At 34.9% G+C, this 13,148-nt stretch carries 14 protein-coding genes; 10 read left to right on the forward strand and 4 right to left on the reverse strand.

Annotated features, from left to right (window positions below; genetic code table 11):
* The first annotated feature begins 67 nt into the window (after window positions 1-67).
* The 4 genes from ACYUCW_RS05175 (at window position 68) to ACYUCW_RS05190 (ending at window position 3,563) form a co-directional block, all read left to right on the forward strand.
* Window positions 68-1,051: a sugar-binding transcriptional regulator gene (locus ACYUCW_RS05175; RefSeq protein ID WP_004243314.1), complete on the forward strand. Its 984-nt coding sequence runs from the start codon at window positions 68-70 to the stop codon at window positions 1,049-1,051.
* Window positions 1,052-1,315: 264 nt separating this feature from the next.
* Complete coding sequence (gene modA, locus ACYUCW_RS05180; protein WP_004250908.1) at window positions 1,316-2,071, forward strand: molybdate ABC transporter substrate-binding protein; 756 nt, start codon at window positions 1,316-1,318, stop codon at window positions 2,069-2,071.
* 98 nt (window positions 2,072-2,169) lie between these two features.
* A complete protein-coding gene (locus ACYUCW_RS05185; RefSeq protein WP_071233849.1) occupies window positions 2,170-2,946 on the forward strand; it encodes an ABC transporter permease in 777 nt (258 codons plus the stop codon).
* On the forward strand, window positions 2,940-3,563 hold the full coding sequence (locus tag ACYUCW_RS05190) for an ABC transporter ATP-binding protein (protein ID WP_004248260.1): 624 nt from the start codon (window positions 2,940-2,942) through the stop codon (window positions 3,561-3,563). The genes ACYUCW_RS05185 and ACYUCW_RS05190 overlap by 7 nt, the downstream gene beginning before the upstream one ends.
* Before the next feature lie 19 nt (window positions 3,564-3,582).
* On the opposite strand, the gene ACYUCW_RS05195 is transcribed toward ACYUCW_RS05190, so the two are convergent.
* Complete coding sequence (locus tag ACYUCW_RS05195; protein WP_036905601.1) at window positions 3,583-4,275, reverse strand: XRE family transcriptional regulator; 693 nt, start codon at window positions 4,273-4,275, stop codon at window positions 3,583-3,585.
* A gap of 107 nt (window positions 4,276-4,382) precedes the next feature.
* Window positions 4,383-4,640: a hypothetical protein gene (locus tag ACYUCW_RS05200; RefSeq protein ID WP_004243308.1), complete on the reverse strand. Its 258-nt coding sequence runs from the start codon at window positions 4,638-4,640 to the stop codon at window positions 4,383-4,385.
* 770 nt (window positions 4,641-5,410) lie between these two features.
* On the opposite strand from ACYUCW_RS05200, the gene ACYUCW_RS05205 reads away from it, so the two are divergent.
* Window positions 5,411-5,818 carry a DUF4878 domain-containing protein gene (locus ACYUCW_RS05205; protein WP_004243305.1) on the forward strand — a complete coding sequence of 136 codons (408 nt, stop codon included), beginning with the start codon at window positions 5,411-5,413 and terminating at the stop codon, window positions 5,816-5,818.
* On the forward strand, window positions 5,815-6,369 hold the full coding sequence (locus ACYUCW_RS05210; RefSeq protein ID WP_004243303.1) for a YiiX/YebB-like N1pC/P60 family cysteine hydrolase: 555 nt from the start codon (window positions 5,815-5,817) through the stop codon (window positions 6,367-6,369). Before ACYUCW_RS05205 ends, ACYUCW_RS05210 begins: the two co-directional genes overlap by 4 nt.
* Before the next feature lie 98 nt (window positions 6,370-6,467).
* Here the strand turns inward: ACYUCW_RS05210 and ACYUCW_RS05215 are convergent, their stop codons facing one another.
* A complete protein-coding gene (locus ACYUCW_RS05215; protein WP_004248258.1) occupies window positions 6,468-7,256 on the reverse strand; it encodes a glucose 1-dehydrogenase in 789 nt (262 codons plus the stop codon).
* A gap of 385 nt (window positions 7,257-7,641) precedes the next feature.
* Here ACYUCW_RS05215 and ACYUCW_RS05220 point away from each other — a divergent pair, with 385 nt between their 5' ends.
* Window positions 7,642-8,355 (forward strand): RNA ligase family protein, encoded by a 714-nt coding sequence (locus ACYUCW_RS05220; protein ID WP_004243300.1) that lies wholly within the window; start codon window positions 7,642-7,644, stop codon window positions 8,353-8,355.
* Window positions 8,342-9,478 (forward strand): AAA family ATPase, encoded by a 1,137-nt coding sequence (locus tag ACYUCW_RS05225; RefSeq protein WP_460408255.1) that lies wholly within the window; start codon window positions 8,342-8,344, stop codon window positions 9,476-9,478. The genes ACYUCW_RS05220 and ACYUCW_RS05225 overlap by 14 nt, the downstream gene beginning before the upstream one ends.
* A 99-nt stretch (window positions 9,479-9,577) precedes the next feature.
* On the opposite strand, the gene ACYUCW_RS05230 is transcribed toward ACYUCW_RS05225, so the two are convergent.
* Window positions 9,578-10,063, reverse strand: coding sequence for a DUF4822 domain-containing protein (locus ACYUCW_RS05230; protein WP_004243298.1), 486 nt, complete (start codon window positions 10,061-10,063; stop codon window positions 9,578-9,580).
* Between the two features lie 1,006 nt (window positions 10,064-11,069).
* On the opposite strand from ACYUCW_RS05230, the gene ACYUCW_RS05235 reads away from it, so the two are divergent.
* Window positions 11,070-12,290, forward strand: a complete 1,221-nt coding sequence (locus tag ACYUCW_RS05235) for a PfkB family carbohydrate kinase (protein ID WP_163823040.1) — start codon at window positions 11,070-11,072, stop codon at window positions 12,288-12,290.
* A gap of 26 nt (window positions 12,291-12,316) precedes the next feature.
* Window positions 12,317-13,054 (forward strand): glutamine amidotransferase, encoded by a 738-nt coding sequence (locus ACYUCW_RS05240; protein WP_004243294.1) that lies wholly within the window; start codon window positions 12,317-12,319, stop codon window positions 13,052-13,054.
* Window positions 13,055-13,148: the final 94 nt, after the last annotated feature.

A 13,148-nucleotide genomic window follows, 5' to 3' on the forward strand; every position in this document is an offset into this window, starting at 1 on the left:
CTGCAATATCGTAAATATAAAATAAATTAATTATTAATAAGATTTATAAAAAATAGTGGGGTTTAAAATGGATAATAATTCGCTAAAAAATGCGAGTTTATTTGATAATGATCCCGTTCTTTATGCTGCATGGCTTTACTATCAGGACGGACTCAGTCAAAGTGAAGTTGCAAATATTATGAGCGTTTCTCGAGTGACTGTTGTGAAGTATTTACATCTCGCGAGAGAAAAAGGTTTCGTTAATATAAGCTTGGATTCATCAGTATTTTCTACGATTGATTATTCAATCAGAATAAAAGCAAAATTTAATCTTAATAATGTGCTTATTTTACCTGATGAAGAAAAGAATAAATCGCAACAAACATCAAATATGAATCGAGAAAGATTAGCTAAAGCAGGGGCTATGTATCTTTCTCAGATAATCAGCAATGATGATATTTTAGGTGTAGCTTGGGGAAGAACAATCCATAAACTAGGGCACTATCTCCCCACTAAAACACTAGAAAATGTCACCGTGTTACAAATGATTGGGGCTGTAGCCCCACAACCTGATTTTACTACTGCGGAATCTGCCGCTTTGATCGCCAATAAGTTTTCAGGTTGCAGTATTAATTTGCATGTACCGGCTGTAGTGTCAAATGCACGTTTGGCAATGGAGCTACAAGCAGAACCCATAATACGGCGTAATTTCTCTGCTTTAAATCAATGTAATAAAGCTTTGTTTGTAGTGGGTAATACTCAAGATGACAATCCTTTGATTACAACAGGCGTACTCACCACAAATGAGATGGCACAATATCGCGATTTAGGTGCTGTTGGTGTCATTTGTGGTCGATTCTATGATGCACAAGGTAATCCTCTGCTTTCTGATATCGACCTTAGAATTATGGGAATTAGTCTTGCACAGTTAAGACAGATCCCACAGCGTATTTTTATTGCTGGAGGCGTTGAAAATGTTGCTGCAACCATAGGCGCAATAAAAGGGGGATATGCTACAGATATTGTCATCGATGAAGTGACGGCATTAGCATTATTGGAGTTGAGTATTTAATAGTGAGATCCTCGTTTAAACGAGGATTTGTTATTAATATCGCTGTTATTTTTCATCTAGATCGCTTATCAAAATATGAGTGATTATGTATTTTTATTCTAGGTACAGAGTGATAAAAATATCTTAATAAATAAATTAGAGATGAAAAGTAAAATGATAGCTTGCTAGCACTTTGCTGTTTTTTTCTTACTAAGATCTTGCCTTAATTTCTCATATCTATCATTATATAAAAAATTACATAACGATATTGTGTTTGAGGATGTTATGAAACGCCAAGTTTTGGTAGGTTTAGGTTTTGCGCTAGGATTATTTTGCCATAATAGCTTTGCTGTAGAGCTTCATCTTTATGCTGGCGCAGGATTAAAACAGCCTGTAGAGCAAGTTGTTGGTCTATTTGAAAAAGAAACCGGCAATACAGTGACTATCGAATATGGCGGTTCAGGCCAAATTCTTACACGCTTTAATCTCACTCAACAAGGTGATCTGTTTTTTCCCGGCTCTCAAGAGTATGTAGAGAAGTTAGCGAAACAAAATCAGGTGGTTAGCCAATATCCTATTGTGCGTCATATTCCTGTTATTGCTGTCAGAAAAGATAAAATCGGTGAGATCAAAACTATTACAGATCTTGCAAATAGTTCATTGAAATTAGGTATGGGAGATGCAAAAGCAATTGCATTAGGTAAAAGCGGTGAACAATTAATCGAAGCGTCAGGCCAAGGTGAGCAGTTACGAAATAAAGTGGTTGTTCGTACAGCAACCATTAAACAGTTACTTATGTATTTATTAAATGGTGAGGTTGATGCTGCCATTATTGGTTACGCTGATGCAATGAAAAATCAAGATAAATTAGTTTTATTACCCATACCTGAAGGAAGCCCCGAAGAAATTGCGACATTAGCGGTGTTAAAAACTTCAACAAATCCCACACAAGCACAACAATTGGCTGATTATTTTTCTCGTCCCGAAGGAATAAAGGCTTTTACTGATTATGGTTTTCTTCCTGTTATTTCAAAACCATAGATTTTTCTCACATTATTTGTATTTTTGCCACCGGCTCACAGGTGGCTTTTTTCATTTTTACAATAAATGTCATTAGTAGATTAAGAGAAGGCTTCACTGTGTATCGTTGGGCACTAATACCACTTTTATTATTATTATTTTTGATATTGGGATCACTTATTGCATTAATTTGCCAACTCTCTTATCACGAACTCACCATGGTTATTACTGATGCTGAATTTCATTTTGCCGTATTGATGTCACTGAGCACCGCGTTAACATCATTGTGTTTAGCTGTGCTCTTAGCTGTACCTGCAGCTTGGATGATGGCAAGATCGTCATTTAAAGGACAGCGTTTTATTGATGCGTTACTCGATTTACCCTTAGTCACGCCTCCTTTGGTAATAGGTATTGGATTATTATTATTGTTAGGTCATCAAGGGCCTTTAACAGGGGTTTTCCCTCAATTATCTCGCGCCCTTTTTTCTCCCTTGGGGATTATTATTGCTCAAACATATGTGGCAAGTGCAATCATTATGCGTAATAGCCTTGCGGCGTTTAAAGCCATTGATCCTGCTTATATTCAAACCGCACAGAATTTAGGATTAACACCAACAAAAACGCTTATTTTGGTTGAGATCCCACTTTGTTGGTCTGTATTAATCAGTGGTTGTATTGTGGCTTTTTCTCGAGCATTAGGGGAGTTTGGGGCAACATTAATGTTGGCAGGGGCCACACGATTAAAAACAGAAACCTTACCAATGGCAATCTATTTAAATATAGCGAGTGGTGATTTCTCGCTTGCGATAGGTTGCGCTTTAGTACTGATAGCAATTGCAATTACTCTATTGTTTGCTTTACACCGTTTACAGCGTGATAGGAAATTAGCATGTTAACCATTCACTCGTTAACTACCGGTATTTTAACAGAGGTTTCATTACACCTAGAGCAAGGGTGTTGTTTAGGGATCAGTGGCTCATCAGGTAGCGGCAAAACAACGTTACTCAATGCTATTGCCGGTTATACCGACTATACAGGGGATATTGTTTTAGCTAACCAAAATATGAATAAATTACCTGTTTGGCAGCGCCCCTGTCGTTATTTAAATCAGCGTCTTTATTTATTCCCTTTTCTCACTGTAAAGCAAAATTTATGGTTGGCACAATATGCGGCTAAGCAAAAGCGCAGTAAAGAAAAAGAGATAGCGTTACTTGAACAGATGGGAATTGCTCATTTAGCAACACGTTATCCATCTCAAATATCAGGGGGAGAGCAGCAACGAGTTGCATTAGCAAGAGCACTCATTAGCCAACCCAAACTGTTATTAATGGATGAACCCTTTTCAAGTTTGGATTGGGAAACACGTTATCAGCTGTGGGAGCTTATTATCTCATTAAAAAAACAGCAGATAACGATGATAATAGTCACTCATGAGCCTCGTGAATTGCAAGCATTAGCAGATAAAACGCTGTTATTATCTAATGGGAAAATTGTGCAAGAAAGTAAAAACTAAAATAAAAATATGCAGATGATCACCAAGCCATCACAGACCAGTGAATAACGCGTCCCATAATTTTAACGGAGTCAATTTCTGCAAATTCATCAGGAAATTCATCTTTATTGTAGCTACGAATAATTAATTTTCCGCCTGGCTGACGGTAGAGTAATTTTATTCTAAATAATGAATCTTGTTCGATAGCATAAATACCGCCATCCACAATCCGCGTATTACCTGTATCAACGGTCACTGTTGAACCATTTGGAATAACCGGAGACATACTATCACCATAGACGGAAAAACAGATCACATTTTGTGGTGAAGCGCCATAGCGGCGTAGTGTGCTTTTGGAGAATCTCAATTTATAACCATTATGATCTTCGTTAGTACAGCAGCCATCACCAGCGGCAAGTTCAATACTTTTAAAATAACGGATCTCGACTTCATCAGCATTGAGAGGGGTATCGTTATCCCATTCACTGACTGAATGCCATTCATCTTGGGGAGGTATTTCAGAAGCGGGTGTTTGTTTATTATCCCCTTCGAGCAACCACGATAATTCACAATTTAACGCTTTTGCTAATTCAGGTAAAAAACGAGGGCGTTTGGTTTTGCCACTCTCAAGCTGTTCAATTGATTGTTGCGTTGTACCCGCCAAGGTAGCAAGCTCAGATTGTGTTAAACCTAACGCAATACGTTTGTCTTTGGTGCGTTTTGCAATAGACATGAGTGACTCCTAATACGTGTCCTTACATATTTTAAGTATAAAGAGTATACCGTAACTAGAAAACAAATTAAATTGTATTTTGTGGGGTGTTCAACGAAAAAGGGTGATTATTTTAATTGAAAGACATCATCGGCACTATTTGGCGGTGTTAGGTATGGATTTTCATCGGTCACTTCGGGATCACGTAATACTTCACCACAAAAAATATAGAGATCGGGTCTTTTCTTTTTGAGATAGTTTAAGCGAATAGTACATTCATCTTTGGTATAAATGGTTTCTGTTACTGGAACCGCATCACAAGAATCATGCCCGCATGGACTGACTAATAAAACATAACCGACCAGCATGAGCTGTGAAGTAAACATAGCATACCCTTTTAACTATTCATGTTTGGTCATTGAAATCAGATGGCTAGATTACCTATTCATGATCCAAAATGCAGTTTCTATTTATCTTAAATTGACTTAATGGTGTAAAAAGGCGCATTGTGTCACAAAATTTCTAGTCTTTATTTGTATTTTACACCGAAATGTTATAGGTCTACTTAGAAAATCGTGTTGTCATATCATGATTAAATATTAAAAAACAAATAGATTTGTTTTATTGAGATAAACGTTATTGTAATTTTGTATCACTATCGTAACTGATTTTGCAACATACTGTATTTGTGTGTTTTAAAATAAGCTTTGTCAATGATATGGCATTTTACCTATTTCGCTAACAGATAACTATTTTTATTGAATCTGTTAATGGCGACAGCGTGATGCGTTGCCGATCCTCTTTTTTCGAGATTAAAATACAAAAATAGAACATAAAAAAGTTTTATATGGCAATAATGTTTCTGCTCACTTTTAGATTCATTATATATTCAATATTTTTTTATAAATATAGATAGAAATATTTTACTTGATTGTTGGGAGGATTTTTTCAAATATTTTTTACTAGGATTATTCTATATTAAAAAAAATTTATGACGAAACCTATTAATGTCACGTATAATTCCGCGATAGAAAAGTTATTTTTCTATTGCACAAACATAGTTTATAAATAAATTAGTGTGTTATATGAGATGGTTTTCCTTTTTATATAAGATGCTTATTGTATTAAATTAAATATTTATGGTGATGGTGAATTTATGTTAAAGAAAATGATGGGATTTATGTTTCTTGCGGTGGCAATGATGACATTATCTGCATGTGGTGATAAACAAGACGAAGCAGGAAAAGCCGCGGTTGAATTTATTGAAGCTGTCGCTTCCGGTGATGGTGATAAGGCTGTGTCATTAATGTATTTTGGTGATTTAGAAAAAGATCCAATGGCAGAGCAAATTACCGGCAAATTTAAAATGATCGTTGCCGAAGCGGGCAAAAAAATTAAAGAGCAAGGTGGCTTGGGTAAGGTTGAAGTAGCAAAAGTTGAATACAGCGAAGATAAAAATAAAGCCGTTGTCACACTCAAAACAGTGTTGAAAAATGGTGAAGAAAAAACAGAAAATCAAAATATGATCAAAGTTGATGGCAAATGGAAAGTTGAAGTTAAGTGATAATACGCTTTACTCTTGCATTAACTTTATACTTAGCGAGCACATTGACTGTGCTCGCTTTGCCTTATCAGTTAAAAAGTGGTGATCTGGTTTTTCGCGATGGTGATGAAGTTATTAGCGACATAATAAAGCAAGTTGATAACAGCGGGTTCAGCCACGTAGGAATGTTGTGGATAACTGAGCAAGGTATACAGGTTGTTCACTCAACACCCAGTGAACATGCTGATAGTAAAGATGGTGTTACTATCGATAGTTTGGATTTCTTTATCAGTCGTGCTAAGCCTAATTCTGTACGCTTTTACCAAGTGCGTGGAAGTGAACAAGCACGACAACAAGCGTTAGAAGCTGTTTTAAATCGAGTAGGGGAAAACTTCAGTATTCAGCAAGATAAAGGTGTTTATTGTACAGAGCTGGTGGCTGATGCATGGTTAAAAGCAGGGGTTTCTATTTCAACGGGCACACGTACATTACATATGCCGTTTATTTCTGAAAGAGCACTTATTTTTCCTGATAATATTATCCATTCCGAAAATGTTATTTTGATTGAATAAAATAAGGATAAAAGCCTTCTTCCCAAAGAATAAGTATAAATAAACCGCAAAATTTGGAAAGAAGGTTATCTTAACGGTATGGACGACAGTGAACGGCTTTAACCTTTTCCACCTTGAAATGAAGGATAAAGTGTCATACCGCCATCAATGAAAATAGTTTGTCCAGTAATATAAGTAGATTGCTCCGATGCTAACCAAGCAGCAACATTAGCCACTGCTTCAGGCTCTGCGGCATATTTCATTGGGATCATCTCTTCTAATTCTTTGCGTAACGCATCATCTTGCATTTTTTCTTTATTTATTGGGGTATTAATAGCACCAGGGCCAATGGCGTTAATACGAATACCATAGTGTGCATATTCAAGAGCCAGTGATTGCGTTAACATTCTCACGCCACCTTTACTGGCAGCGTAACTAGCAAAAGTCGGCCATGGGATCACTTCATGAACAGAAGACATATTAATAATATTGCCTTTGATCTTATTCTCAACGAAATATTTCAATGCGGAGCGAGCCGTTAGAAAATAACTGGTTAAATTTATATCAATAATTTTACGCCAATCTTCTAAATTCACTGCATGGGAAGGGGTTTGTGTCTCAATTCCCGCATTATTGATCAGAAGATCGAGCTGACCAAAGTGGTCAATCGCTTTATAAATAAAGTTATGAGCAATTTTTTCATCACTAATGTCACCGCCAAAAATAATCGCTTTACCTTTACCATGTTTATTTAAGCTATCGGCTAATGCTTGAGCTTCATTTTCATCAGAGTGATAGTTGATAACAACGTTCATTCCTTCTTGAGCTAATCTCGTCACTACTGCTGCACCAATTCCTCGTGACGAACCTGTTACTACAGCAACTTTTCCTTGAAGATCGTGATACATACTACCTCCCATGTGCAATATCGTTATGTAAACAGCGACTGAGGATTAAGATATTTATCATTATTTAAGTATAAATACCCATAGAGTGACATTATTAGCGTTGTCACCCTATTAAGGATAGATGAACAATCATCATGGAGTGTTAAATAACGAAAAAAATTGAGAGAAAATGAATAATAAATATAAACATTTTTTTCTAGTGCTATCTTGATAATACAGGTAGTATGTTAAAAATTATTTCTTTTGTTATTTTTGAGTTATTAGGTTGTGGTTATGTAATACGCATTAAGGCACTGAAGATAAATAGTGCAAATACAGATAAATATACTCACTGAATTTTAATATAAATTTAGTAGGGTTCCTGTTACTTAATGAGTATAACACAATGAATAATCAATCAAAAAAATATGACAGAACATATCACTATCCTTTTTCACCAGGCACAACAAGCGATGATCGTATTAATGCCAATTGGTGGCAAGATATTTGCAAAATAAAGCATCTTATTCATACTGAAAAATTAGATGGTGAAAATAATTGCTTAAATCGAATGGGGGTTTTTGCTCGCTCTCATGCGACTCCGACACAATCTGCATGGACAGTACAACTACGCCAGCGTTGGCAATCCATCAGAAATGATTTAGGTAATTTAGATATTTTTGGTGAAAATCTTTATGCCATTCATTCTATTGAATACCAACATTTGGAAGAGTATTTCTATGTTTTTGCCATACGTTGTCAGGATAAATGGCTAAGTTGGGAAGAAGTGCAATTTTATGCCACTTTATTTGATTTACCCACCGTACCGGAAATCTCGCTACCAAAATCGGAAAATAAAATAGAGTTTGAAAAGAATATTATTTTACACGCACAAAAGCATAGCTCTTTTCAATCACGAGATGTGTTAACCAAGAAACCAAGTGCGATGGAAGGCATTGTCACACGAGATGCTCAAGCATTTTCATTAGATGAATTTTCACATCGGGTGTTTAAATATGTGAGAAAAGATCATGTTAAAACAGATGTGCATTGGAAACGTAATTGGAAAAGAGCGCCACTGATTTGGGAAAAAACACAGGAGTCTCATGATGCTTCATAAAAAATTACATAGCGAAATGTCATGGGAACAACTTGGTGAGTACTATAATGAAATTAGTGATATGTCCGGTGTTCGACAAGATCCGATCCACCATGCTGAAGGTGATGTAGCTATTCATACACAACAGGTGATCCACGCTATAAAATCACTCCCTGAATACCAAGAGCTGTCAGAAAGAGAGCAACAAATTCTATGGATTGCAGCACTTTTACATGATGTAGAAAAACGTTCAACTACCCGTGAAGAGAATGGGCGAATTATTTCGCCAGGCCATGCTCGTAAAGGAGAATTAACGACAAGACGTTTTTTATATGAAAAAGTGCCGGTTAGCTTTATTGATAGAGAACAGATTGCGGCATTAGTACGCTATCACGGATTACCTTTATGGTTAATGGATAAACCCGATCCTAAAAAAGCCTTATTAGCGGCTTCGTTAAGAGTAGATTGCTATTTATTGGCATTGCTGGCTAAGGCGGATGTTCTGGGACGAAGCTGTGAAGATAAGTCCGCTTTATTGGATAAAATAGCGTTATTTACACTTTACTGTGAAGAATTAAATTGTTGGAGAACACCCGCACGATTTATTTCTGATGGCGCTCGATTTCACTATTTTCATAGTGAAAATAATGTCGATCCTCACTATGAACCTTATCCAGAGCAAGGAAGTGAAGTTATTGTGCTTTGTGGGCTACCGGGAATGGGCAAAGATAGTTATATTCGCCAATATTGTGCAGATATGCCTGTAGTAAGTTTAGATGCATTACGTCAGCAGCATAATATAAAACCAGATGATCGTGATGCGAATGGATGGATTGCACAACTTGCCAAAGAGCAAGCGAGAATAAATTTAAGAGAGCATAAGCCTTTTGTTTGGAATGCAACAAATATTACTAAACAAATGCGTAATCAGCTTATTGCTCTGTTTTATCGTTATCAAGCTAAAGTGACATTGGTATATATTGAAGTCCCTTATTTGCAATGGAAAAAACAAAACAGCGCAAGAAAGGAAGCGGTTCCCGATAAAGTGATGGAAAGAATGTTGAGCAAACTGGAAGTCCCAACACCAGAAGAAGCGCTTAACGTGATTTATTGGGTTGATGGGGAAGCTCAAAATTTGATTTAAGGCTAGTTATATTAAGGTCATACAACTAAAAAAAGGGCTATTTTACTTACCATAAAATAGCCTTTAATTATTTATAACAGGTGAAACAACGTATTATGATTACTTCTTAACGTGATGAATAATATCAAAATAAACAGTATTATCCCCTTCAGTTGGGTAAATACGATAGGTATACTCATCATTATTGATGGTGATATTTTCTACATCACGAGTAAATAGTGTTTTTCCTTGTGCATCTTTGGCAACTAATGTACGCGTTTTTCCATCATTAGACATTGACCAATCCCCTTGCATTTTTTGTTTACCTTCAGGGGTAAACATAATAAAAGTGCCATTAGGATAATATTCTGCTAGGCCAAAATAATTACTGACTTGTGGATTATTAGCGTCAACTTTATTGCCTTTCTCGTCAATGGCTTGCGTGGTAACCCAAACTTTTTCTACCATGACTTTTTCATAATCATTGAGATCTTTTTGTGCTTGAGTTACGCCTTGAACTTGTTGTGTTGTGCTGGTGCTTTCAGCGGCAAAAAGAGAAGCACTAACACTTAATAATGAAATAGCAATAAGTGATTTTATTTTCATAGGTATATCCTTATGTCTTTACGTTGTGTATTTATCAGATTATTGGTGCTCAATTTATATTTATAATCTTAGACACTAAGTTTAAACATCGCTAGAAAATAAATGTGTCGGAATATGTCTGATAAATAGGTTGTTTTACAATCTATTTAGGTATTAGATATTTTAGAACACATTGTTGCTGATTTTATCTTCTTGAATTTTGTGATTTTTAGTTTTTATATCTAAGTTTTTATTTTTTATTGGAGTTATATTTTGTATCAGTGAGTTGCTGTTAGTGCTTTAGTATTCTCAGCTATTTACAAAATAAGCCAAAGATTGACGAGTAAAAAAATAAATCAATAAATAAAGCAAGATTTTTACTTACTTTGCCTACTTAAAATAGGTTATTTGTACTTAGTTTGTTCAATGACTGTTGTTATTAATGTTATCTACCTCACAAAATGAGACAATAAAAACTGCTTCTATTTTAATCATTGTATCTGTATTTCTAATTATAAGTTGACATGATTAATTTACATTATCATTGGCTATACATTTTAATGGTAAGAAGAATTGTACTAATTTATGAACTATAAAAATGGATGATTAATTTATTTTAAGCTTTGCTCGATTCACTAAAATAGTTGGTTATTTAAACATAGTGATGATTATTTTTATTTTTGATTATTCTAATAACTCTAAATTATTATAAAATAAGGTTTTTATTTTTTATTGTTTTTTAAGTTAATTATTTAAGTTTTAAAAAACAAATAATTAATATTAGATTGTTTTATAATCAATATAGTGTTTGTTATTTTATTATTTGATTTTATTTGTGTTTTAATGAGAGGGGAGATGGCTTCTATATATTAAGTAATCTTATTACTATCATTATTTATTTCTGCTTTTTTTTGTTTTTTATTTTTGTGTTTCTGCTTTTTTTTGCTTTTAATAAATAACATATGATTGTAATCACAATCCCATAACAACTAATAAATTAAAGTTGTTGCCATAGAGGTAACATTAAATGAAAGCAGAGCGTCATAAAAAAATTGTTAATCTGATCAAAGGTCATGGTGCAGTAAAAGTTTCTGTTTTAGCAAAAGAGCTTAGTGTTACCAAAGAAACCATACGATCAGATTTAAATACATTGGCTGAGAAAGGAATAATTAAAAGATGCCATGGTGGGGCCTTTATTGAATTTGAAACATTAGACAAAGTTGCCAAAAAAGAAATCATACAATTTTTAGAATGTAATGATCAAATTGATAAAATTAATTTAGCGGGGCAGCCGGCAGTAAATAAAGTATGTGTATTAGGTTCATTTAATGTTGATATGATTAGTTATTTGCCCAGACTGCCAGAAACCGGGGAATCTTTATTGGCGAATAAATTTATCTTCTCACCAGGAGGTAAAGGATGTAATCAAGCATTAGCGGCAAGTTATGCTGATGCACAGGTGCATTTTATCACCAAAATCGGTACTGATCAGTTTAGTGATTATGCAGTAAATTTTATATCGTCATCAAGAATAAAAACATCAACGATATATCAAACTGAAAATCATCAAACTGGAACAGCATCAATCTTTGTGTCAGAAGAGAGTGGTGAAAATATTATTTCTATTTATTCAGGGGCTAATATGGATATTTCTTCTGATGAGGTAAAAATACAAAAAGATAAAATTATAGATGCCGGTATAATTTTATTGCAATTAGAAACTAATATTGAAGCATTAAAGGAAATTATTTCAATCGGAAATGAAAATAATATTCCTATTATTTTAAATCCTGCACCTTACAATAAAATTATTGATAAGTTATTGCCAATGTTAGATATATTAACACCTAATGAAACAGAAGCCAGCTTATTATCAGGTATTGAAGTTGTTGATTTAGTATCTGCTAAAAATGCAGCCAATGCTATTTATCAAAAAGGTGTTAATAAAGTTGTCATTACTTTAGGTAGTAAAGGTTCATTAGCTTATGACGGTTATAAATATATTTACTCACCAGCTTATCCTGCGGTGGTAAAAAATACAGCGGGCGCTGGTGATGCTTTTAATGGTGCACTAGCAGCCTCATTAGCAAAAGGAAAGCAGTTTTCTTACGCGTTACGCTATGCATCAGCTTTTGCATCACTAGCTGTTGAGACGAGTAATGCTTCAGAAATGCCTGAAGATATTAATGTCATGCATCGCATCAATCAAACAACATATTCACAGATTGTCACTCAATCCCCTGAATAAATAATCTTTTTGAAAGAGGAAAAAAAATGAAAATCTTATTTATTGGTGAGTCATGGCACATTCATATGATCCACTCAAAAGGCTACGACAGTTTCACTTCTAGTAAATATGAGGAAGGTGCCACTTTTTTATTAAATTGTTTAAGGGAAAAAGGGGTAGCAGTTGATTATATGCCTGCACATACCGTTCAGGTCGCATTTCCTCAGACTGATGAAGAATTAGCAAAATATGATGTCATCGTGATCAGTGATATTGGTGCTAATACTTTCCTCTTGCAAAACGATACTTTCTACAACATGAAAGTACTTCCAAATGCATTAGGGCTAATTAAACAGTTTGTTGCTAATGGTGGTGGCTTATTAATGATTGGCGGCTATCTATCATTTATGGGTATTGAAGCGAAAGCAAACTATAAAAATACCTTATTGGCACAAGTGTTACCTGTTGAAATGTTAGAGGGTGACGATCGTGTGGAAGCCCCAGAAGGAGTATTCGCAACTCCAGTTAATGCAGAGCATGCCACGATAAAAGGTTTTAGTGAATGGCCGATGTTCCTTGGTTATAACAAAGTGTTCGCTAAACATAACACTGAAACGGTTTTGAATATTGGCGAAGATCCACTACTGGTGTTTGGTCAATTTGAAAAAGGAAAAACAGCTTGTTTTATGAGTGACTGTTCACCGCATTGGGGGAGCAAAGAGTTTTTAGCATGGCCACATTATGCTGATATGTGGGTCAATATTCTAAAGCAAATCGCACGTTAGTTCTTAATAACAATAGCAGTAAGAAAAGTAAAAAAGCGCGGAGATACACTCTGCGCTAATAACAAAATAACCGATTACTTGAAAAATAAAAAAG

Source organism: Proteus sp. MB838, assembly GCF_054767435.1.